The 23,593-nt window shown below is 45.3% G+C and carries 15 protein-coding genes and 2 pseudogenes; 14 read left to right on the plus strand and 3 right to left on the minus strand.

The annotated features are described in order from the left end of the window. The 12 genes from GXP75_RS00005 to GXP75_RS00060 form a co-directional block, all read left to right on the plus strand. On the plus strand, positions 1-3,652 hold a 3,652-nt coding region (locus GXP75_RS00005), incomplete at its 5' end, for an amino acid adenylation domain-containing protein (RefSeq protein ID WP_242555892.1). Between the two features lie 28 nt (positions 3,653-3,680). Further along, complete coding sequence (locus GXP75_RS00010; RefSeq protein WP_242555893.1) at positions 3,681-7,508, plus strand: non-ribosomal peptide synthetase; 3,828 nt, start codon at positions 3,681-3,683, stop codon at positions 7,506-7,508. A gap of 130 nt (positions 7,509-7,638) precedes the next feature. Continuing rightward, positions 7,639-8,022, plus strand: coding sequence for a DUF1360 domain-containing protein (locus tag GXP75_RS00015; protein WP_242555894.1), 384 nt, complete (start codon positions 7,639-7,641; stop codon positions 8,020-8,022). A 149-nt stretch (positions 8,023-8,171) separates the two neighbouring features. Further along, a complete protein-coding gene (locus GXP75_RS00020; protein WP_242555895.1) occupies positions 8,172-9,725 on the plus strand; it encodes a glycoside hydrolase family 10-like protein in 1,554 nt (517 codons plus the stop codon). A gap of 152 nt (positions 9,726-9,877) precedes the next feature. After that, positions 9,878-11,020, plus strand: a complete 1,143-nt coding sequence (locus GXP75_RS00025) for an acyl-CoA dehydrogenase family protein (RefSeq protein ID WP_242555896.1) — start codon at positions 9,878-9,880, stop codon at positions 11,018-11,020. Between the two features lie 37 nt (positions 11,021-11,057). Further along, positions 11,058-12,704: an AMP-binding protein gene (locus GXP75_RS00030; RefSeq protein WP_242555897.1), complete on the plus strand. Its 1,647-nt coding sequence runs from the start codon at positions 11,058-11,060 to the stop codon at positions 12,702-12,704. Positions 12,705-12,718: 14 nt separating this feature from the next. After that, complete coding sequence (locus GXP75_RS00035; protein WP_242556267.1) at positions 12,719-14,047, plus strand: acetyl-CoA carboxylase biotin carboxylase subunit; 1,329 nt, start codon at positions 12,719-12,721, stop codon at positions 14,045-14,047. Positions 14,048-14,069: 22 nt separating this feature from the next. Next, positions 14,070-14,285, plus strand: coding sequence for an acetyl-CoA carboxylase biotin carboxyl carrier protein subunit (locus GXP75_RS00040; protein ID WP_003328769.1), 216 nt, complete (start codon positions 14,070-14,072; stop codon positions 14,283-14,285). A 20-nt stretch (positions 14,286-14,305) separates the two neighbouring features. Beyond that, on the plus strand, positions 14,306-15,214 hold the full coding sequence (locus GXP75_RS00045; RefSeq protein ID WP_242555898.1) for a hydroxymethylglutaryl-CoA lyase: 909 nt from the start codon (positions 14,306-14,308) through the stop codon (positions 15,212-15,214). Positions 15,215-15,230: 16 nt separating this feature from the next. Next, positions 15,231-16,013: an enoyl-CoA hydratase gene (locus GXP75_RS00050; RefSeq protein ID WP_242555899.1), complete on the plus strand. Its 783-nt coding sequence runs from the start codon at positions 15,231-15,233 to the stop codon at positions 16,011-16,013. 19 nt (positions 16,014-16,032) lie between these two features. Next, positions 16,033-17,562 carry an acyl-CoA carboxylase subunit beta gene (locus GXP75_RS00055; RefSeq protein WP_214914174.1) on the plus strand — a complete coding sequence of 510 codons (1,530 nt, stop codon included), beginning with the start codon at positions 16,033-16,035 and terminating at the stop codon, positions 17,560-17,562. Between the two features lie 346 nt (positions 17,563-17,908). Next, positions 17,909-19,108 (plus strand): DHH family phosphoesterase, encoded by a 1,200-nt coding sequence (locus GXP75_RS00060; protein ID WP_242555900.1) that lies wholly within the window; start codon positions 17,909-17,911, stop codon positions 19,106-19,108. 50 nt (positions 19,109-19,158) lie between these two features. Here GXP75_RS00060 and uptA read toward each other — a convergent pair whose 3' ends face one another. The 3 genes and pseudogenes from uptA to GXP75_RS00075 all read right to left on the minus strand — a co-directional run bounded on the left by uptA (position 19,159) and on the right by GXP75_RS00075 (position 21,187). Further along, positions 19,159-19,755 (minus strand): undecaprenyl phosphate transporter UptA, encoded by a 597-nt coding sequence (uptA, locus tag GXP75_RS00065; protein ID WP_242555901.1) that lies wholly within the window; start codon positions 19,753-19,755, stop codon positions 19,159-19,161. A 74-nt stretch (positions 19,756-19,829) separates the two neighbouring features. Beyond that, on the minus strand, positions 19,830-20,723 hold the full coding sequence (gene galU, locus GXP75_RS00070; RefSeq protein ID WP_242555902.1) for a UTP--glucose-1-phosphate uridylyltransferase GalU: 894 nt from the start codon (positions 20,721-20,723) through the stop codon (positions 19,830-19,832). 6 nt (positions 20,724-20,729) lie between these two features. Continuing rightward, a pseudogene (locus tag GXP75_RS00075) lies at positions 20,730-21,187 on the minus strand (GtrA family protein). A gap of 214 nt (positions 21,188-21,401) precedes the next feature. Here GXP75_RS00075 and GXP75_RS00080 point away from each other — a divergent pair. Both GXP75_RS00080 and xynD read left to right on the plus strand, forming a co-directional pair. Continuing rightward, positions 21,402-21,547, plus strand: a pseudogene (locus GXP75_RS00080) (6-carboxyhexanoate--CoA ligase); the annotation flags it as partial. Between the two features lie 499 nt (positions 21,548-22,046). Next, positions 22,047-23,585 carry an alpha-L-arabinofuranosidase gene (xynD, locus tag GXP75_RS00085; protein ID WP_242555903.1) on the plus strand — a complete coding sequence of 513 codons (1,539 nt, stop codon included), beginning with the start codon at positions 22,047-22,049 and terminating at the stop codon, positions 23,583-23,585. Positions 23,586-23,593: the final 8 nt, after the last annotated feature.

The raw sequence follows: 23,593 nt of genomic DNA on the forward strand, positions 1-23,593 counted from the left end.
GGCTTATGAACATCAGGATTATCCGTTTGAAGAACTGGTCGAAAAGTTGGACGTTTATCGGGACACAAGCCGCAATCCGCTGTTTGATGCAATGCTCGTCGTGCAGAATATCGAGCATGAGCAGCTGACAATGGATGGACTTCAGCTGAAACCGGCTGATGCTTCCCACCCTGTATCTAAATTCGATTTAACGCTGCAAGCTGCTGAAGGAAACAAAGAAATTCATCTGCAATTTGAATATGCGACAGCACTGTTTCAAAAGAAAACGATAGAGCGCTGGGCATCTCATTTATCCAACATGCTGTACGAGATCGCTCACAGCCCGCAGACAGTTTTGAGGGACATCAGCATCCTTACCCAGAAGGAGAAAGACCTGCTGCTGAATGGTTTTAATAACGTAACTGAAACGCATGTTCAAGACCAAACGCTTCAAGAGCTTTTTCAAACACAAGCGGCAAAAACACCAGAAGCAACAGCTCTTGTCAGCGCTGAAAAAACACTTACCTATCAAGAGCTGGATCAGTGGTCCAACAGAATCGCCCGGACTTTACGCGCTAAGGGTGTAGGCCCGGACACAGCGGTTGGTGTATTGGCGCCGCGTTCATTCAGCATGACAGCGGCTATTCTGGGAATCTGGAAAGCTGGCGGAGCTTATGTTCCTCTAGATCCGGAGTATCCTGGGGAGCGTAAGAATTATATCTTGAGTGACAGCCGCGCAAAACTGCTAGTCACAGTCAGTGCTGCGGCCCATAAAGCACCGGCAGATTATAAAGGTGAAGTTCTGCTGCTTGAAGACGTGTGTGAAAATGATGCTTCCCGTCTGCCTGAATATTCATATTCTCACAACCTGGCATATATCATTTACACATCAGGAACAACAGGACAGCCTAAAGGGGTAATGGTCGAACACAGAGGAATAGCCAATACCCTCGAATGGCGCAGAAATGCTTACGCTTTACATGAAGAAGATACAGTGCTTCAGCTCTTTTCCTTTGCATTTGACGGTTTTGTGACCAGCATGTTCACACCGCTTTTATCAGGAGCGAAAGTCGTGCTGCCCGAAGAGGAAGAAGCCAAAGATATACTCGCCATTAAGCATAATCTTGCGTATTATCGCATCACCCATATGATTATCGTTCCGGTCCTGTATAGGGCGCTTTTGGATGTATTGAAGCCTGAAGATGTTCAGACACTTAGAATCGTAACATTGGCAGGCGAAGCCGCAGACAGGGAATTAACCGATCGAAGTTTGGCCATTTCACCAAATACAGAGCTTGCCAATGAATATGGGCCGACAGAAAACAGTGTAGCTACAACGGCGATGAGACATTTAGAACGGCAGAAAACGATAAGTATCGGAAGGCCGATAAACAATACACAAGTCTATATTTTAGATGGAAACAATCTGCAGCCGATCGGTGTCGCCGGGGAATTGTGCATTGCAGGAACCGGACTTGCCAGAGGATATGTCAACCTTCCCGAACTGACCGAACAAACTTTTGTTCAGCATCCTTTTCATTCTGGAAAACGAATGTATCGAACAGGGGATATGGCGAAGTGGCAGGCAGACGGCACGCTTGAATATATCGGACGGATGGATGACCAGATTAAAATCAGAGGGCACAGAGTGGAAATAGAAGAAGTTGAAACCGTCCTGCGCCGCACAGACGGAGTAAAAGAAGCGGCAGTCTTAGCACGTGAAACGCCTCTCGGCCAGATGGAACTGTGCGCATATATCGTCACAGAGCCAGAAACAAGTGTTGAAAGCGTGCGTGCCGCATTGGCAAGCAGCATGCCGGCTTATATGCTCCCTGCCTTCCTGTTAAAACTGGATGCTCTTCCCTTGTCGCCAAATGGAAAACTGGATCGGAGGGCACTTCCGCAGCCTGTACATGAAGGACAAACCAAGCGCAGCTTCCAAGCTCCAGAAACAGCTATGGAAAAAGAATTGGCTAACATCTGGACAGAAGTGCTGGGTGCAGAAAGAATCGGAACGGATGAATCGTTTTTCGAGCTCGGAGGAGATTCAATCAAAGCATTACAGGTGTCGGCGCGGCTGCATCGGTACGGAAAACAAATGTCCATTAAAGATTTGTTCCGTTATCCGACAATTAAAGAACTGGCATGCTATATCCGGGCCTCCAAGGAAAATGCCAGCCAAGGCCCCGTGGAGGGCGAGGTCCAGTGGTCTCCTGTCCAGAAGTGGTTTCTGTCTCAAGACTTTGAGGAAAAACACCATTTCAACCAGTCAGTCATGCTGTACCGGGAGACTCCAGTGGATGAAGAAGCGCTCCGTAAAACCTTGAAAGCCATTGTCGAACATCATGATGCATTACGGTTAATTTTTCCGAAGAACGGACGTGAAAACTGGAGTCAGTTCAATTTGCCTATCGGTGCGTCTGAGGAAGCATTGTACGGACTCCAGATCATTGAATTGAAGGCACTGGTAGACGGATCACCGACTGAACCCGCATGGTCCGAAGCGGCTATAAAAAATCATGTGGCAAACATTCAGCATGGGATGAACCTAGAGAAAGGGCCGTTGTTCCAAGCGGGGTTATTCCGCACTGCAGGCGGTGACTTCCTGTTTCTTGCAGCTCACCACCTGACAGTGGACGGTGTTTCATGGCGTGTGATTTTAGAAGATCTGGCGTCCGGGTATACTCAGGCTTTAAATGGAGAGGACATTAAACTGCCTCCTAAGACAGATTCATTCAAAGCATACACGGATAAAGTCGCCGAATATGCAGAAAACAAACAGCTGCTTCGGCAAAAAGAGTATTGGAGAGAAGCGGAAGAATATCAGATTGAAGCCTTGCCCTCAAAAGAGACAATGGATCAGACATCAGCTAAGGAAAAACGGGAGACTGTTTCGTTCACATTGAAGGAAGAGGACACTGAGGCGCTGCTAACCCGAGTCAACAAGGCTTACAATACAGATACTCAAGATCTTCTGCTGGCTTCTGCCGTCCTTGCTTTACAGGACTGGGCCGAGCGTCCTGCCGTCAAAGTGTTACTGGAAAGCCATGGCCGTGAAGATGTGTTAGACGGCCTTGACATCAGCCGCACTGTAGGATGGTTTACGGCTATTTATCCGGTATTACTTAAATTGGACTCAGAAACACCAGCTGAAAAAAGTGAAGAATCTATCAGCCGCGTGCTGAAGACAACAAAAGACACCTTAAGACGCGTACCGGATAAAGGTTTCGGGTACGGCATTCTCAAATATGTAACGCCGCCTGAAAAAGCAGACATCAAGTTCAGCCATGCGCCGGACATCAGCTTCAATTACCTTGGTCAATTTGAAATCGGCAATGATACTAAGCAGCAAGAACCTGAGCCAGATACATTTACATTTTCTCCTGTAGGAAACGGAGAGGACATTAGTCCTTCATGGAATCGGGAACAATCGCTGGACATCAGTGCTCTGATTGCAGAAGGAAAATTGACATTCAACATGACATACGAAACTGCGCGTTTTCATAAAGAAACAATCGAAAAGCTCTGCGCGAATTGTCATCGTTATTTACTGCAGCTGATTAAACACTGTCTAAACAAAACAGAAGCTGAGAAAACCGTCAGCGACTTTGATGATCGTGAACTAACCGAGGATGCGCTTAAAGATATCAATGATATGCTGAGCCTCCTTTAATCAATACGGGAAGAAAGGTGCAGACTCTATGGATAAAACCAAAAAAATCAAAAATATTTATCCTCTGTCTCACATGCAGGAAGGAATGCTTTTTCATTCCTTCTTGCATGAAAAAGAGGAAGCTTATATCGAGCAGTCGCTCTTCACGATAAAAGGAAGCCTCAATTATGATTGGTTTCAGCGCAGCATACAAAAAGTCGTCAGCCGGCATGACATATTCAGATCGGTCTTCCTGCCGCATGTCCCGAATTTGACGGGGCCCCGGCAGGTTGTTCTGGAGGATCGGCAATTGGTTGTCTGCAATGAGGATATTTCGCACCTGTCAAAAACAGAGCAGCACAGCTTTATTGAGCGATTCAAGGAAAAAGACAAGGCGAAAGGGTTTGATTTGCAAAAAGATATACTTATGCGAATCTCTCTATTAAAACTAGATGACAAGAAGCATATCTGCGTTTGGAGCCACCACCATATTTTAATGGACGGCTGGTGTCTTGGAATCGTCTTGCAGGAATTTACGCATTTCTATCAATCTATCCATTCCGGCAATCCCATATCATTGGAGCCGGTCCGTCCCTACAGCACCTATATTTCTTGGCTGGCAGATCAAGACAAGGAGGAGGCAGCTGCTTATTGGGCAACATATTTAGAAAACTACGGCACTCGTTCACCGCTGCCCCGGGTTACTGACCGTGAGATTCAAGAAGGATACCGACGCGAAGAGCTGACATTTGCACTGGATCAAGAGCTGACGGGTAAACTAAAATCAATCGCCAAACAACACGAATCTACACTTGCTACACTCATGCAGACCGTATGGGGAGTGCTGCTGCAGCGCTATAACCGAACAAACGATGTTGTCTTCGGCGCTGTGGTATCAGGGAGGCCTTCAGAGATCGCGGGAGTTGAAACCATGATCGGCCTGTTTATTAATACAGTACCGGTGCGTATTCAGACAGGAGAAGGAGAAACATTTTCCGAGCTGCTTAGACGCTGCCAGCAAAATATGCTGGACGCTGAGCACTTCAGTTTTCAACCTTTATATGATATCCAGTCAAAAACAGCTTTGAAGCAAGAATTAATTGACCATATTATCGTCTTTGAAAATTATCCCTTACAACAAAAAGTGGCAGACTCAGCGGGACATGCTGATGCGCCTTTTGAAATAGAAAATGTAAAAGTGTCAGAGCAATCGGGATACAACTTTAATCTCGTTATCGCTCCTGGTGACGAACTCGTCATCAAGTTCAGCTATAATTCGCACGTATTTGATCCTGCATGGATAGCCTGCGTGCGCGATCATCTTACACAAGCTTTACGCTGTATTGCGGAGAATACGGATATTCCCGTTGCTGACATTTCTGTAATTGATGCTAAAGAGAAGGCCCGTATGCTCGAGCAGTTCAATCATACAAAGACCGACTATCCAAAGGACAAGACCATCATCGAGCTGTTTCGGGAGCAAGCAGAAAAGACACCGAAGCATACGGCACTCGTCTCAGGAAACGCCTCAATGACATATCGAGAACTTGACGAAAGATCTGATGCATTATCCCGTCAGCTTCTTGAAAATGGCCTTGGAAAAAGCGGAATAGCGGGAATCTTGGCAAAGCATTCTCCCGAACTCATCATCAGTATTCTAGCTGTTTTAAAGGCCGGCGGAACCTATCTGCCGCTGGATGCGGAACTCCCGCCGGAGCGGCTTGTCTATATGCTTGAAGAAAGCGAAGCATCCATGCTTGTTATGCAAAAAGGAATGCAGATAGACATTGACTTCCCAAGAAAAGTTATCATTGCCGATGCAGAGGCGTCTCTTAACGAAAACACTGAACCAGTAATTGTGAGGCACGCTCCTGATGATTTGGCCTATATCATGTATACTTCCGGTTCAACAGGGCGGCCTAAAGGGGTAATGATTACTCACCGTAATGTCGTTTCACTTGTATGCGACAGCAATTACACAGCGGCCTCAACCAACGACCGATTTATTTTGACCGGTTCAATCGGCTTCGATGCTGTTACTTTTGAGATCTTCGGGGCCCTGTTAAAGGGTGCATGCCTGCATGTTGTTGATAAATCAACAATGTTAACGCCTGCTGTTTTCAGTGCCTATTTGCATGACAACAAAATAACGGTGCTATTTTTAACGACGGCCCTCTTTAATCAGTTGGCACAGGTTCATCCGGGCATGTTCTGCCATTTGCACACGTTATATGTCGGAGGAGAAGCATTGTCGCCAGCTCTCATTAATTCGGTCAGACATGCGTGCCCGAAACTTGCGTTGTATAACATTTACGGGCCGACAGAAAATACAACATTCTCAACATATTTTGAAATCAAACGTGATTATGCGAATCCGATCCCGATCGGAAAGCCGATCAGTAATTCCTCAGCCTGCATTCTGGATTCTAATGGGCGCCTGCAGCCGATCGGTGTTCCCGGTGAGTTATGTGTCGGCGGGGACGGCGTGGCAAAAGGATATTTGAACAAGCCTGATTTGACGGTAGCTGCTTTCCAACCGCACCCTTACATACCGGGAGAGAGAATGTACCGTACGGGTGATTTAGCCAGATGGCTTCCAGACGGTAATTTGGAATATATCAGCCGGATCGACCGGCAAATCAAAATACGCGGAAAGCGAATTGAACCGGCCGAAATCGAAGCGCGCTTAATGGAAATCGAGGGAGTAAAAGAAGCGGCGGTCACCATCGCAGATAAAGGAGAAGAAACACAGCTGTTTGCTTATTATGTCGGGGATGAAGATATAGATGAGGCGGACATCCGCTCTACTTTATCATCAGCGCTCCCAAACTATATGCTTCCGCAGCACTGGGTGCGGCTTGACCGCATGCCGCTTACCGGAAACGGAAAAATCAACCGAAGCGCGCTTCCGGTTCCGGACCGTGTTTCTGTTAATCAGAAAGAAACCATACCGCCGCGAAACTGGGTTGAACAAGAACTGGTCAACATGTGGCAATCAATACTTAACGTACGCCATATCGGCATTCGGGATGATTTTTTTGAACTTGGCGGACATTCGCTCAAAGCTCTTCAAGTCATTCATCAAATGAAGAGCAGCCAGCAGATTGACGTACCGATTGAATTCTTGTTTGAGAATCCGACAATTGAACAGCTTGCTGAAAGACTTTACTCCCAACAGATGTCAGCGGCTGAAGATCAACAGGTAAGCAAACTGAATTCAAACGGCAGGCAAAACCTTTTCTGCTTTCCGCCTATTTCAGGATTCGGCATTTTCTTCAAAGATCTTGCGTCACACCTGGATCATAAAGCTGTTGTGTACGGCTTTAATTTCATTGAGGAAGATCAGCGTATTGAACAATACGTGAACACAATAATGGATATACAGCCTGAAGGTCCATATGTCCTTTTGGGATACTCAGCAGGCGGAAACTTGGCATTCGAGGTAGTTCAAGCAATGGAACAGCGAGGGCTGGAGGTCGCCGATTACATCATAGTGGACGCCTATCGAAAAGGTGTGACTTCTATCGACAACAGCAATGACAGCGACGAAGCGGCTCAGCGCTTGCCTGAATCAGTCAGAGAAGCTGTCATCAAAAAGAAGAAAAACTACCAAGAATACTGGGCACAGTTATCAAATGACGGCCAAATCAACGCAAACATCCATTTCATCGAAGCAGGCATCCAGCCAAAGGACGCCTCTGCTTTCGATCTGCAAAAATGGAATGAGGCCTCTAAAGGAGGCTGCCGCGAATACACGGGGGCCGGCGCGCATAAAGACATGCTCGAAGCGTCATATGTATCACAGAACGGCGAAATCATTCACGATATTTTAAAAAGCGTAGGTACTGGTGAAAAGACAGCGGCGCACAATCGCTGAGATTCCTATAAACCAGACAGGAGATAAAGCTCCCTGTCTGGTTTTTTATGTTTTGAGTAATTCCTTATGTCATAAGAATTGATAGAGGCAAGCATGGGAAAGATAGGGAAAACGCTGATTGGAGGCTTGTATGGAAAAACTCTCTGGGATCACCTATATCATGCTCATCCTCGCGAGCTACAGGCTCACACATTTGATTGTATTTGACAAAATTACAGAATTCATCCGAAAGCCTTTTATGAAACAAAAAAGAATAGTTGATGATAAAGGCCATGTTGACCAAAAAAGCGTTCCCAAATCTAATTTTGGCTACATGCTGAACTGCTATTGGTGTGCAGGCATTTGGTGCGCCATATGCGTTGGTTTCGGCTATCTTTTTCTGCCGGGCATTGCAGTTCCCGTGATCTTTATTTTGTCCATCGCCGGGGCTCAGGCTATTCTGGAAACAATAGTGGGAGTCGGCACGAAGCTTATTGCGTTCTTGAAAAACGCCGCAAAAGAAAATCATACATAAAAAGATCCAAAGCGACATTCAGCTTTGGGTCTTTTTTTATCTCACATAGGCATCTGTCATGATGTTTCAATCTTTCAATCACTCTTCCGTCACGCAAGAATATCGTAATAACGTATTCTGAAGTACATTTTCATCGGAGGAGGAACAACATGAGAGGCTGCCAGAAGCGGATAGCTTATTTCCTGATCAGCTTATTGATAATGGGAACTTGCTTAATCACCGTTCCGCGCATGAGCAAAGCAGAGGCGGGCCATTATGCAAATAGAGAGTTGCGGGCCGTATGGATCGCCTCTGTCGTAAATATTGATTGGCCTTCCAAAAAGGGGTTAACAGCTGAAAAACAAAAAGAAGAATATATCAAGCTGCTGGATGATGCCGAAGACATGAACATGAACGCGGTCATCGTACAAATTAAGCCGACGGCGGATGCTTTTTATCCATCTGAATACGGACCGTGGTCGGAATATTTGACAGGCACACAAGGAAAAGATCCCGGCTATGATCCGCTGGCTTTTATGATTGAAGAAACGCACAAAAGAAACCTCGAATTCCACGCTTGGTTTAATCCTTACCGTATCACAATGAACCACACAGATATCAATAAACTGTCTCAAGACCATCCTGCAAGAAAGCATCCGGATTGGGTTGTTGCATACGGAAACCAGCTTTACTATAACCCAGGTATCCCGAAAGCGCAGGATTTTATTGTGAAAGGAATCGAAGAGGTCGTGAAAAAGTACGATATTGATGCCGTTCATATGGACGACTATTTTTATCCGTATAAAATTCAAGGCCAAGAATTTCCCGACACCGAAACGTACGAACAATACGGAAAAGACCGTTTTGATGAAATTGACGATTGGCGAAGAGACAACGTCAACCAGCTCGTGAACCATATCAATACCACGATTAAAAAAGAAAAATCATATGTAAAATTCGGCATCAGCCCGTTCGGCGTGTGGAGAAATGCGGCGGATGACCCGACCGGCTCAGACACAACAGCCGGGGTAACCAACTATGATGATCTTTATGCTGATACAAGAGAATGGATACAAAAGGGCGATATAGATTACATTACGCCGCAAATATACTGGAGCATCGGTTTTAAGGCGGCTGCTTATGACGTGTTAACCCAATGGTGGAGCAATGAAGTAAGGAACAGGCCCGTTCATTTATACATTGGGCAGGCAGCCTATAAAATCAATAACAATAGTGACCCCGCCTGGTCTGATCCCGATGAGTATGCGAGACAAATTACATTAAACCGCCAATCAGAGCTTGTCAGAGGCAGTATCCATTTCAGCCTTAAAGATCTCAACAAAAATCCGCTCGGACTTAAGGATCGGTTCATCAATGAACTCTACAACAAGCCTGCCTTAGTTCCTGACATGCCATGGTTAGATCAAAAGGCGCCAAAAAAACCGAAAGTCAAACGTATTGTGAGCTCAGATGAGGGTAACACACTGCACATAGAAGATCACAAGTCAAATAACAAAACAAAAGAAACCGCTTACTATGCCATTTATCGAGTAAATGGCAATCAAAAAGAACCTTATTTACTGACAACAATGCGAAAAACAGGTGATCACCAAACGTTTTTAGATGAAAGCGCGGAAACAAGCCAGGTATATACGTATTTTGTAATAGCAGCAGACCGGCTCCACAATGAAAGTACACCTTCCAAAAAAGTCACCATCCGCTAATCCTCCTCAAAGGTTAAAAAGAGATTCTCTTTTTAACCTTTTTTTGCATGTTGGACAAACTCCATTAGTTGAATTTTCAGACTTCATTTTGTTTGGAATGAATAAAGAATTCTTCTAATAATATGATAGAAAGCCGCAAAGGAGGAAAAGCTATGAATTTTGACCTGACAAAAGAACAACAGATGATTCGTGAAATGGTAAGGGACTTTGCGAAAAAGGAAATCGCCCCGCAAGCTGAATATGTTGACCGAACTGGGGAATTTCCAGTACAAACATTTAACAAAATGGGAGAACTCGGATTATTGGGCATTCCGTTTCCAGAAGAATACGGAGGATCAGGAGGAGACACGATTTCCTATGCCTTAGCCGTCGAAGAAATTGGAAAAGTATGCGGCAGCACGGGATTAAGCTATGCGGCAGCGGTGTCCCTTGGCGCCAGTCCGCTTTATTATTTCGGAACAGAAAAGCAAAAGCAAGAACACCTCGTCCCGCTCGCTTCCGGTAAAGCACTTGGTTCATTTGGCCTTACTGAACCGAATGCAGGATCAGACGCCGGAGGCACACAAACAAAAGCGGAACGAAAGGGCGATGAGTATGTCATAAACGGAGAGAAATGCTGGATCACCAATGCAAACTATGCCCGCACCGTCATTGTGACAGCAGTCACAGGCAAAAACGAACTTGGAAAAAATATCATCTCTGCACTAATTGTACCGACAGACACGGCCGGACTGACGATTACAAATCCCTATGACAAAATGGGTGTGCGCGGGTCGGACACTGCGGAGATCCTTTTAGAAAATGTCCGTGTTCCGGCGGAAAATTTGCTTGGCGATTCCTCAAAGGGATTTAAACAGTTTTTGCATACATTAGATGGCGGCCGGATTTCGATTGCCGCACTTGCTGTGGGAATCGCGCAAGGCGCGCTGGATGCTTCCTTATCCTATGCAAAAGAGCGGAAGCAGTTTGGACAGTCTATTTCCTCCTTTCAGGCGATTCAGTTTAAACTCGCGGATATAGCGATGGAAATCGACCTTGCCAGACAAATGGTTATAAAAGCCGCTTGGTTAAAGGATAGACAGCGCCCGTTTACAAAAGAATCAGCGTTTGCCAAGCTGTTCGCATCTGAAATGGCAACAAGAGCATGCAATCAGGCGATCCAAATTCACGGCGGCTCCGGCTACATGAGAGAATACGGAGTAGAACGCATGCTTCGCGATGCCAAGCTGATGGAAATCGGCGAAGGAACATCAGAAATTCAGAGAATCGTAATCGCAAGGCAGCTGCTAAATTAAAATGTAAACGCTTTCCATCATAAGGAGGGACATCATAGTGGCTGAGTTGATTGACTTGACGATCGGCAAGCTCTTAGAGCAGACAGCAAAACGGCACCCAGATCGTGAAGCCGTTGTTTATCCTGACAGGAACCTCCGGTATACGTACGCGCAGTTTAACCGTTTATGCCGGCGAACGGCAAAAGGCCTAATGAAACTCGGCATCAAAAAAGGAGACCACGTTGCCGTTTGGGCGTCCAACGTTCCCGAATGGCTAACGGCTCAATTTGCTGCGGCTCAGATCGGCGCCGTCCTTGTAACGGTCAATACAAACTTCCAATCGGCAGAACTTGACTATTTACTTAAACACTCCGATGCCAACGCTCTGATTTTAATGGATTCCTACAGGGGGACCTCCTATGCAGATATTCTGAACGGTTTGATTCCTGAATTAAAAGATTCAGAACCGGGCCAATTACAATCCGATCGTTTTCCGTTTTTAAAAACCATTCTTTTTATTGGAGATAAAAGCCCTCCAGGAATGTACCATTGGGATGATTTAGCGACATTATCTGAGACAGTCTCCGACACCGAGCTTGATCACAGAATGAATAGCCTGATGAGTGTTGATGTCATTAACATGCAATATACTTCAGGGACGACAGGATTTCCGAAAGGCGTAATGCTCTCACACTTTAACGTTATCAACAACGCGGCCAATATAGCAGAATGTATGAAGTTATCTTCAACCGACCGCATGTGTATACCCGTCCCGTTTTTCCACTGCTTCGGATGCGTGCTTGGCGTCTTAGCTTGTGTTTCTGCGGGAGCGGCCATGATTCCGGTACAAGAGTTTGACCCCGCTGCCGTGCTTACAGCGGTCGAACAAGAAAAATGCACCGCATTGCACGGCGTCCCGACCATGTTTATTGCCGAGCTCCATCATAAACATTTTCCTTCTTACGACCTGTCTCATTTAAGAACAGGCATCATGGCAGGCTCAGCCTGTCCGATTGAAGTGATGAAAGCAGTCATTGAAAAAATGGGCATGAAAGAAATCACAATCGCCTACGGCCAAACAGAATCCTCTCCGGTCATTACACAAACCCGGGCTGATGATTCCCTTCAAAGAAGAGTCGAAACAGTCGGGCGCGCTTTGCCGCATATTGAAGTCAAAATTGTACAGCCTGGGACGTCCATAGAAGTTGCAAGAGGGGTGCAGGGTGAACTTTGCACACGCGGCTACCATGTCATGAAAGGCTATTATAAAGATCCGGAAGCAACCGCGAGCGCAATAGATGCTGACGGCTGGCTGCACACTGGTGATCTGGCTGTCATGGATGAGCAAGGGTACTGCCGAATCACCGGCAGGTTAAAAGACATGCTGATCAGAGGCGGAGAAAACATCTATCCGCGTGAAATTGAAGAATTATTATATCAGCATCCAAAAGTTTTAGATGTTCAAGTAGTAGGCGTTCCTGATGCGAAATTCGGGGAAGAGGCTGCTGCCTGGATCAAACTGAAAGAAAGACAGACCGCATCGCCTGAAGAGCTGCAAGCCTATTGCAAAGGAAAAATAGCCCGTCATAAAATACCGCGTTATATCGTGTTCACAAATGAATATCCCATGACGGCTTCAGGGAAAATTCAAAAATTCAAATTAAGAGAAAAGGCCATACAACATTTTCATCTATCTTCATTCTAAGGAGGGTATGCATGTTGTTTAAAAAAGTGCTGATTGCCAACCGCGGGGAAATAGCGTTAAGAATCATCCGGACGTGTAAACATCTCGGAATCGAGACAGTAGCAATCTATTCCGAAGCAGACAAAGAAGCGCCGCATACGAAAATGGCGACAGAAGCCTATCCGGTCGGCAAATCGAGAGTGAATGAAAGCTATTTAAATATAGAGAAAATCATAGAAGCGGCAAAAGAGTCGAAAGCGGATGCAATTCACCCCGGGTATGGTTTACTCTCGGAAAATAGTATTTTCGCAGAGCGCTGCCGGAAAGAAAACCTAACGTTCATCGGCCCGACGCCTTCTGTTATTGCAAAAATGGGGAGCAAAATTGAAGCGAGAAAGGCAATGGAAAAAGCACATATTCCCGTAGTCCCAGGCGTCTCCGAGTCACAGTCGGATGTTCATTCAGCCTGTCTTGCCGCACGGAAGATCGGCTTTCCGGTTATGCTGAAAGCTTCAGCCGGGGGAGGCGGGATCGGCATGCAGCTCGTTCATTCAGAAGAGGAACTGATAAAGGCATATGAAGGGAATAAAAAGCGAGCGGCCGACTTTTTTGGCGACGGCTCCATGTATATAGAAAAAGTCATCGAAAACGCACGCCATATTGAAATTCAAATACTGGCAGACCACTTCGGGAATGCAGTGCATCTGTTTGAACGGGACTGCTCCGTTCAAAGGCGGCACCAAAAAGTCATTGAGGAAGCCCCTTCTCCGTTTGTTGATGATGACTTGAGAATGAGGATCGGAGAAACAGCCGTCAAAGCAGCCCGGTCGATCGGCTATACCAATGCAGGCACTATTGAGTTTTTAGTAGATCAGGATAAAAACTTTTATTTTCTCGAAATGAATACCAGACTCCAAGTTGAACACCCCGTCACAGAAGAAATCACAGGCATGGACCTCGTTGAACAGCAGCTAAAGGTCGCTGCGGGAGAAAAATTAGCCTTCTCTCAACGGGACATCAAGCGCAGAGGCCATGCGATAGAGGTGAGAATTTATGCGGAAGACCCGAATACGTTTTATCCGTCTCCGGGAAAAATCACTTCTTTCTCCCTGCTAAAGCATCCGGCGGTCAGACATGAATGCGCCGTAGCAGCAGGCAGCACTGTATCCCCTTTTTACGACCCGATGATTGCGAAAATGATTGTAAAAGGAGAAAGCAGAAACCAAGCCATTGAACAATTAAAAACGGCTCTCCGTGAATATCATGTAGAAGGAATTAAAACCAATATTCCATTCCTGGAGAAAATCGTCCATTCTGAACCATTTCAAAAGGGAGAAGTGACGACCGATTTCTTAAAGAAATAAGGAGAAAGAGGAGGGGTATTTAATGGGTGCTATATCAATTCAGATGGCAGGTAACCTTTGGAAAATCCACGTTAAGGCTGGCGATCAAATTGAAAAAGGGCAGGAGGTCGCTATTTTAGAATCTATGAAAATGGAGATTCCGATTGTAGCTGACACAGCCGGAAAAGTGAGAGAAGTGAAAAAAAACGAGGGAGATTTTGTTGATGAAGGGGAAGTGCTAATCGAACTGGACCTTTAACTTTAAACAGGAGGTGCTGCATGAAATTCCCGAAAAATGTCCGCGTCAAAGAAGTCGGACCGCGTGACGGCTTGCAAAATGAGCCGCATTGGATAGAAACAGAGGATAAAATCGCGTGGATTAACATGCTGTCACAGACTGGGCTTTCTTATATTGAAATCACCTCTTTTGTCCACCCAAAATGGATACCCGCGCTTAGCGATGCGCTGGAAGTAGCAAAAGGAATCAATCGTGCAGAGGGTGTCACGTATGCGGCCCTAGTTCCAAATCAGCTTGGATTAGAGAAAGGATTGGAAGGCGGGATCAATGAAGCCTGTATCTTTATGTCAGCAAGTGAGACACATAATCGAAAGAACCTTAACAAACCCATTGATCATACTGCTCGCTTGTTAAGTCAAGTAACCCGTGAAGCTAAGCAGGAAAAGCTCACCGTAAGAGCCTACCTATCTACAGTGTTTGGCTGTCCTTATGAAAAAGATGTGCCTATAGAACAAGTGATTCGCCTTTCCGAAACCCTTTTTGAATTCGGTATAGATGAACTGTCACTAGGAGATACGATAGGGGCGGCGAATCCGGTCCAAGTGATAAGCGTACTTGAAGCCCTTTTAAAACGATTTCCCGCCAAAAACATCGCCATGCACTTTCATGATACGAGAGGCACCGCACTTGCTAATATGATCGCAGCCCTTGATATGGGGATTACCGCCTTTGACACATCCTCAGGAGGGCTCGGCGGATGCCCGTATGCACCGGGGTCAGCGGGAAACGCCGCAACTGAAGACGCCATTTATATGTTTGAACAAATGGGGATCAAAACGGGTGTGGAGCAACAAACGCTTCTTCCTGCCATCCAATGGATCGAAAATAAGCTCGGAAAAGCGCTGCCAAGCCGTAACCTGCAAGTTTTTAAATCATCAGCGCTTTGTTGACAAGAAAGGAGACACAATGGGAAACAACGTACTTTTTTCACTACGAAAAGAAACAATAGCTGTCGTCACGTTAAACCGGTCTCATGCTGCAAATTCACTATCAGCAGACATGCTTTATGAACTGCGGGGCACGGCTCAAAAAATCGAGTCTGATCCGAACATTCGCTGTGTCATTCTAACCGGTTCTGGAGAAAAAGCGTTCTGTGCAGGGGCAGATTTAAAAGAAAGAAGAGGAATGGATCACAGCCAAGTCCGCCGGAGTGTCAGCCTCATTCAAAGCGTTGTTTCGAGGATTGAAGCTCTGCCTCAGCCGGTCATCGCAGCTTTAAACGGAACCGCCTTAGGAGGGGGACTTGAACTGGCGCTGGCATGTGACATCAGAATCGCCACAAACGATGTGCGATTAGGCCTCCCGGAAACAAGTCTTGCCATTATCCCCGGAGCGGGCGGCACGCAAAGACTGCCTCGCCTGATCGGACAAGGAAAAGCAAAGGAACTCATTTACACTGGCCGCCGTATATCTGCACAAGAAGCAAAAGAGATAGGCCTGATTGAATATGTAACAGCTTCTTCCGACCTTCTCCCAAAAGCCGAGCAGCTTGCCGGATTCATAGCCGCCAATGGCCCGATCGCCATCAGACAGGCTAAATTCGCTATAAATAAAGGGTTAGAAACAGATTTGAACACCGGTCTTTCGATCGAGCAAAAAGCATACGAAATCACCATTCCCACAAAAGACAGAACAGAAGGCTTACAGGCGTTTCAAGAAAAAAGACGGGCGAACTATGAAGGAAAATAATAAACGGAGGGAATCGCTGATGAATGATGAAATAGAAAGACAGGAACGCGCAGATGCCATTCAAAAAGGCGGAGCGCAAAAGTATCACGAAAGCAATGAAAAGAAAGGGAAGTTATTTGTAAGAGAGCGGCTCAAGCTTTTGTTTGATGACGGGATTGAACTGGAGGATGCTTTTTTTGCGGAGTGTATGTCCGACGGGCTCCCCGCTGACGGAGTTGTGACAGGGATCGGAAAAATAGGGGGTAAAACAGTCTGTGTCATGGCAAATGATTCAACCGTAAAAGCCGGCTCTTGGGGAGCAAAAACTGTCGAAAAAATGATTCGAATACAAGAAACAGCGGAAAAATTAAACTGTCCGCTGATTTACTTAGTCGATTCGGCCGGTGCGAGAATTACAGATCAAGTCGAAATGTTTCCGGGAAGAAGAGGGGCCGGCCGAATTTTTTACAATCAAGTCAAATTATCAGGGCGGATTCCGCAAATTTGCCTTCTGTTTGGCCCATCTGCCGCAGGAGGAGCTTATATCCCGGCATTTTGCGACATTGTCGTCATGGTTGACGGCAATGCATCCATGTATTTAGGTTCTCCCCGCATGGCCGAAATGGTGATCGGCGAAAAGGTTTCACTTGAAGAAATGGGCGGGGCGCGCATGCATTGTTCCGTCTCAGGATGCGGAGATATTCTCGCCCGGAATGAACAGGAAGCGATTGAACTGACACGCACGTATTTGTCCTATTTCCCGGCAAGCTATATGGAAAAAGCACCTACAAGCCAAACTCGGCCGCCGAAACGTTTTGAGAAACCGCTATCCGATGTGATCCCTAAAAATCAAAACGCTCCATTTAATATGATGGATTTGATCGAGCGGGTGATTGACGAAGATTCATTTTTTGAAATCAAGGGCTTATTTGCGCCAGAACTGATTACAGGACTCTCAAGGATAGACGGACAGCCGGTCGGCATCATCGCGAATCAGCCGAAAGTAAAAGGCGGAGTTTTATTTCATGATTCTGCGGATAAAGCAGCCAAATTTATCACCTTATGTGACGCTTTTCATATCCCGTTGCTTTTCTTAGCCGATATACCGGGCTTTATGATAGGGACAAAGGTCGAGCAGGCGGGCATTATCCGCCATGGTGCAAAGATGATTTCCGCCATGTCAGAAGCCACCGTCCCCAAGCTCTCCGTCATTGTCAGAAAAGCCTATGGAGCCGGTTTGTACGCCATGGCAGGGCCCGCTTTTGAACCGGATTGCTGTTTAGCGCTGCCGACGGCCCAGATCGCCGTTATGGGGCCTGAGGCTGCCGTAAATGCCGTGTATGCGAAAAAAATTGCCGAACTCCCTGAAGAGGAGCGGGCGCGCTTCATCAATGATAAGCGGGAGGAATACAAGCAGGACATTAATATATACCGTCTCGCCTCAGAAATGATCATCGACGCAATTGTCCCAGCCGATACATTACGTGACGAACTCAATAAACGCCTTACAGCCTACATGACAAAAGATTTGACATTTACACACAGAAAACATCCGGTTTACCCAGTCTGATTACGTAAGGAGGGTGGAGCCTATTAATAAAACAAGCTGTTTCGGCATATAGGCTAATGTGCCGCCAATATTGAAGTTTTTAAAAAGAGGGCTGGTAAAGCGCTCTTTTTCTAATTATAAAAATATCATCAGTTACCTGCACTAAAACGACGGGGAGCAGACCGGCATATCACCATATCACATTAATTTACCATAATAAAATTATGTAAACTTATATTAACATCATTCCGCCTGGCTAATTGTGTGATTCTTTTGCATAAAACATTCTATTCTTTAGAATAGTAAATATAGGTTGCCACGAGCGGCCTTCCGTTCATATTTTCAACACAAAAAGGGGTCTTGATAAATGTATCACTTATATTCACATAATGACTTGGACGGAGTAGGGTGCGGCATAGTAGCAAAACTGGCATTTGGAGACCAAGTAGAGGTTCGGTACAACTCTGTCTCAGGATTAGATATTCAAGTTCAGCACTTTTTAGAAAAAAAGAAAGATAGCATGAGACAAGACGAATTATTCATTACAGATCTTTCCGTCAACCAAGATAATGAAGAGAGATTGAACAAGTATGCGGAGGCAGGCGGAAAAGTAAAGCTGATAGACCATCATAAGACCGCGCTTCATTTGAATCAACACGACTGGGGACTGGTTCAAGTGGAATATGATGACGGACGGCTTGCATCAGCAACATCGCTTTTATATGAGTATTTTATTCAACACGAGTTGATCACCCCGACAAATGCCTTAGATCAATTTACAGAGCTTGTGCGCCAATATGATACATGGGAATGGGAGAAGCATGATCAAAAGCAGGCAAAGCGGCTTAATGATCTCTTCTTTTTGCTGTCAATTGATGAATTTGAAGAAAAAATGATTCGGCGCCTTTCTGAAAATAACCATTTTTTCTTTGATGAGTTTGAAGAAAAGTTATTGGATCTGGAAGATCAAAAAATTGAACGGTATCTCCGTAGAAAAAAAAGAGAGATGGTGCAAACCTTCGTTCATGAACACTGTGTAGGCATTGTTCACGCAGAGTCTTACCATTCAGAGCTGGGGAACAGACTAGGAAAAGACAATCCGCACCTGGATTATATTGCCATTTTAATCATGGGCGCAAAACGAGTCAGTTTACGTACAATTCATGATCACATCGATGTATCAGAAGTAGCGGGACGTTACGGAGGCGGGGGACATGCGAAGGCATCCGGCTGTTCATTAACGGATGAGGTATATCAATTGTATGTGGATGAAGCTTTCCGGATTGAACCGATGAGGCCTGACGCCTTCCGAAACATATATAATTTGAAGGGGTCTGAAAACGGCTCATTATATGAAAATCGCGAACACGTGACATTTTTTCTTTTCCCTACGGAAAATAAGTGGAACATACAAATAAACGGCGAAACACAGAACGAAACATTTTCGGATTTTGAGGAAGCGGAATGGTTTATTAAAAGAAATTACGCCGCATCGCTTGTACGGGATGAGGTGTATGTCACATTTTTAGCGGAGCATATGAAGCTGACAAACAGAAGTCGAAAATAACAGAAAAAAATATGCATAGGGGATGATCACCCTATGCATATATACATAAGCTATCGTTTAAAAATGACTACACGTTTCTTTATCACAAAATAGAGCGCAATAATGACCACAGCCAGTATCATAATCGGAGTCGTATACGTGCCCGCAATGTTTTCAACGTCATCCCACTGACTTCCGAGCTGCGTGCCTAAATAGATAAATAAAATCGACCATGGAATGGTAGCAAGCACAGTCAGTGTCACAAATTTGAAAAACGGCATTTTGGCAATACCGGCAGGAATGGAAATCGCATGGCGCACGACCGGTATAAAACGGGCCGAAAATACCACACCTGAACCGTACTTTTGAAACCAGTTTTCCGACATATCAATATGATGCTTTTTAATCAATAAGTATTTGCCGTACTTATCTAAAAACGGCCTTCCTCCATAACGCCCTATCCAATAAATAAAACATTGGGCAATCGTACCTCCGATGACGCCTGCGATAATGGCACCGGCAAATTCGATCGTGCCTTCAGATACCATATAGCCTCCATAAGCCAATACGATTTCACTCGGGATGATTTCAATCATTAAACCAATTGCAATGCCCGCATATCCCATATTCGTCAGCCATGTTAAAATCTCACTTATAAAACTGCCCACATTCTTCACAACCTGTCCTTATCTTTTATCACTATTATATGACTGATTGACGAGCAAGATGGTTACAAATTTTTTTAACGCAACATTTCTTTTGATTCTTTTTTGAGCACATCTTCTAAATAGGATAAAAGCTGAGATCTCATTTCGGGACGCACCAGGCCGATTTCAGTGCTCGCCTTGAAGCAGCCCAGTTTATCGCCGATATCATACCGGTTACCTTCTAACAGACGGGCATGAATAGGCTGTGTACGGCAAGCTTCCCGAAGCGCATCAGTTAATTGAATTTCGTTACCCGCGCCTCTCCCGATTGATTTCAGGACAGAAAAGATTGAAGGGTTCAGCACATATCGTCCCATCACGGCGATTTCAGAAGGAGCCTCTTCCGGAGAAGGCTTTTCAACCAAATCTTCAACTTCGTACACATGTCCTTCATTGCCTGCTGTTTGAATAATTCCGTATTTGCTCACATCTTCCGGTGCAACAGACTGTACGCCTACAACCTCTGTGCCGCAAGTGTCATATACATCCATTAATTGCCGAAGAGCCGGCTTTTCAGACACCATAATATCATCGCCTAAAAGAACGGCAAAAGACTCATCTCCGATAAAATGCTCCGCACACAGCACCGCATGACCTAATCCGAGCGGCTCTTTCCGGCGGATGTAATGAATGTTGGCCAAATCGGCAATCTGCTGCATTTCCTTAAGCGTCTCCATCTTGCCTTTTTCCCGCAGATTGAATTCCAATTCCGCCGACCGGTCAAAATGATCTTCAATCGAGCGTTTGTTTCTCCCTGTAATAATCAGTATATCTTCAATTCCTGACTCTACGGCCTCTTCTACAATGTATTGGATTGCTGGTTTGTCGACGATCGGGAGCATTTCTTTCGGCTGCGCCTTTGTCGCCGGCAGAAATCTCGTTCCTAAACCCGCTGCGGGAATGACCGCTTTTCTCACTTTTTTTCTCATTCATTTTCACTCCTGATCCTGTATGTTTTTCAGCGAATCTCCAAATACCCAGATTCGGTTTCCGATAAAATTCATCATCATTCCGCCGATAGTGGCGGCGAGCTTACTCACCAAAAGCGAACAGCCGCCTCTTTGAAACAAATAAAGCAGCAAAAAGGTGATCCCCGACGCGGCAATATTAATCATGAGAAAGCGCACGATCTCTTTCCCGTCAGCCTTACGCTTTACACGAAACGTCCAATTCCGGTTCCACACATAGCTGTTGATGGACCTGCCGAATAGGAGCAGATCTGTGCCGGCAGATAAGGGACATGACAAGCGGTGAGAAGAAAGAAGACACTAAAATCTATCAGCGTATTGCCGACGCCTACGGTGCAAAAACGTCCTAATGTTATTATTTTTTCTTTCAACATAACGGCACCCAGTTTTGACCTCCCTTCATAAAAGATGCATATGGCTGTCATATTTGGTGATATGGTTACTTTAGCGGAGATTGTTGAATAAACAATTACTAAAATATGAACAAAACATGAAAAAGTAGTGAGGCCTTGCAGATCCATTAAGTTAATAGTTTGATCGTTTAGGTTGACGTATTTTACGAAGACACTAATAGTTTGCACAATTATTGATCTTTCATAATTACAGTTAACATCAATACTCAGGTAAGAAAGGAGGGAGATAGGACAGGAGGAAACATATTACAGCGTAAGACCCATAAACAAGGCGGAAAACACATGTCCGGCGGAGAACGGGTCATCACTTACAGCGATTTACAGAAAGGGGTAAATGGCTTATTACATAAAGGCTTCTCGCACTCAAGAGGGACAGCAATAAAACAAAAGGCATCACAGGACAGACCGTGGCGGATATATTGCTTAATAGTTTTTATCCTCTTGAAAAAAACAGCCGCTCTGAACGGCTGTTTTTTGTGTCTGTAAACCTTGAAGGCACAGTCTAAGGAAGAAGAGTTGGTAACAGCCTTCCATCCCGGCTCTGATCATCTCTCTTTAAGACTGATTTTTCGGTGTCAGCCCATCTTATATATTTAATGAGTAGATGTATCCAGTTTCTTTGTAAAACCGAACAATAATTCCTCCGAAAGAATTCTATACACATTTATTATAATCATGCTAGGATGTTAGATAAAGGAATATTTTGTATAATATTGCATCTCTATTCAATGTGATTGGAGGGAACTCATGAACAATCTTGCTTTTTTATTTCCTGCCAGCAGCGTGATTTTCAGGCATCGGCATCCGATTTATGTGTTCTTCATGTCCTGTGTCATCCCCTCATTTTTAGGAAAAAGGAGGATGTTAAGTTATGAGTAAAAAGTGCAGCGTATGTTTATGGGTTCTTGCTTTATTATTGAGTTGCTTATTTGGGGAGTCTGCGTATGCTGCCAGTACTACAATTGCAAAACATATAGGAAATTCAAACCCGCTTATCGACCATCATTTGGGAGCAGATCCGGTTGCGCTGACCTATAACGGAAGAGTCTACATCTATATGTCAAGCGATGACTATGAATATAATAGCGACGGAACGATTAAGGATAATTCATTTGCCAATTTGAATAGAGTATTCGTCATCTCTTCAGCGGATATGGTGAACTGGACAGACCACGGAGCCATTCCGGTAGCAGGTGCCAACGGGGCTAATGGCGGCCGGGGGATTGCGAAATGGGCAGGTGCGTCCTGGGCCCCGTCAATCTCAGTTAAAAAAATAAATGGCAAGGATAAATTCTTCCTTTATTTCGCAAACAGCGGCGGAGGTATCGGGGTTCTCACCGCAGACAGCCCGATTGGTCCATGGACCGACCCAATCGGAAAAGCGCTCGTAACGCCAAGTACGCCAGGAATGTCTGGTGTTGTATGGCTTTTTGATCCGGCAGTATTTGTAGATGATGACGGCATCGGTTACCTGTATGCCGGGGGAGGCGTTCCTGGCGGTTCAAATCCAACGCAGGGACAATGGGCCAATCCTAAAACAGCAAGAGTCATGAAATTGGGGCCTGATATGACCAGTGTTGTTGGAAGTGCAGCTACAATTGATGCGCCTTTTATGTTTGAAGATTCGGGAATGCATAAGCATAACGGAAAATATTACTATTCCTATTGCATCAATTTCGGGGGCACGCACCCGGCCGATAAACCCCCAGGTGAGATCGGCTACATGACCAGTTCAAGTCCCATGGGTCCCTTTACATATAGAGGGCACTTCCTGAAAAATCCGGGAGCATTTTTCGGAGGTGGCGGAAACAACCACCATGCTGTTTTCAATTTTAAAAACGAGTGGTATGTGGTGTACCATACTCAAACTGTCAGTTCCGCTCTGTTTGGGGCCGGCAAAGGATACCGTTCTCCCCACATTAATAAGCTGGTGCACAATGCAGATGGATCCATTCAAGAGGTGGCGGCAAATTATGCAGGCGTAACACAGCTTTCCAATTTGAATCCATATAACCGGGTAGAAGCTGAAACGTTTACCTGGAATGGACGCATTTTGACAGAGAAATCCTCAGCACCCGGCGGGCCGGTAAATAATCAACATGTAACAAGTATTCATAACGGAGACTGGATTGCTGTAGGAAATGCAGACTTCGGGGCGGGCGGTGCCAGAACGTTTAAAGCAAATGTAGCATCCACTGTAGGCGGGAAAATAGAAGTGCGCCTCGACAGTGCGAACGGTAAGCTTGTAGGAACCCTGAATGTACCTTCCACAGGTGGAGCGCAAACCTGGAGAGAAATAGAAACTGCGGTAAGCGGTGTAACCGGTGTGCACAAAGTATTCTTTGTATTTACCGGAACAGGTACAGGAAACTTGTTTAATTTTGATTACTGGCAGTTTACGCAACGATAGCAGAGGAA

Origin of the sequence: Bacillus sp. HU-1818 (assembly GCF_022695965.1) — a bacterium.
Taxonomy (GTDB): domain Bacteria; phylum Bacillota; class Bacilli; order Bacillales; family Bacillaceae; genus Bacillus; species Bacillus atrophaeus.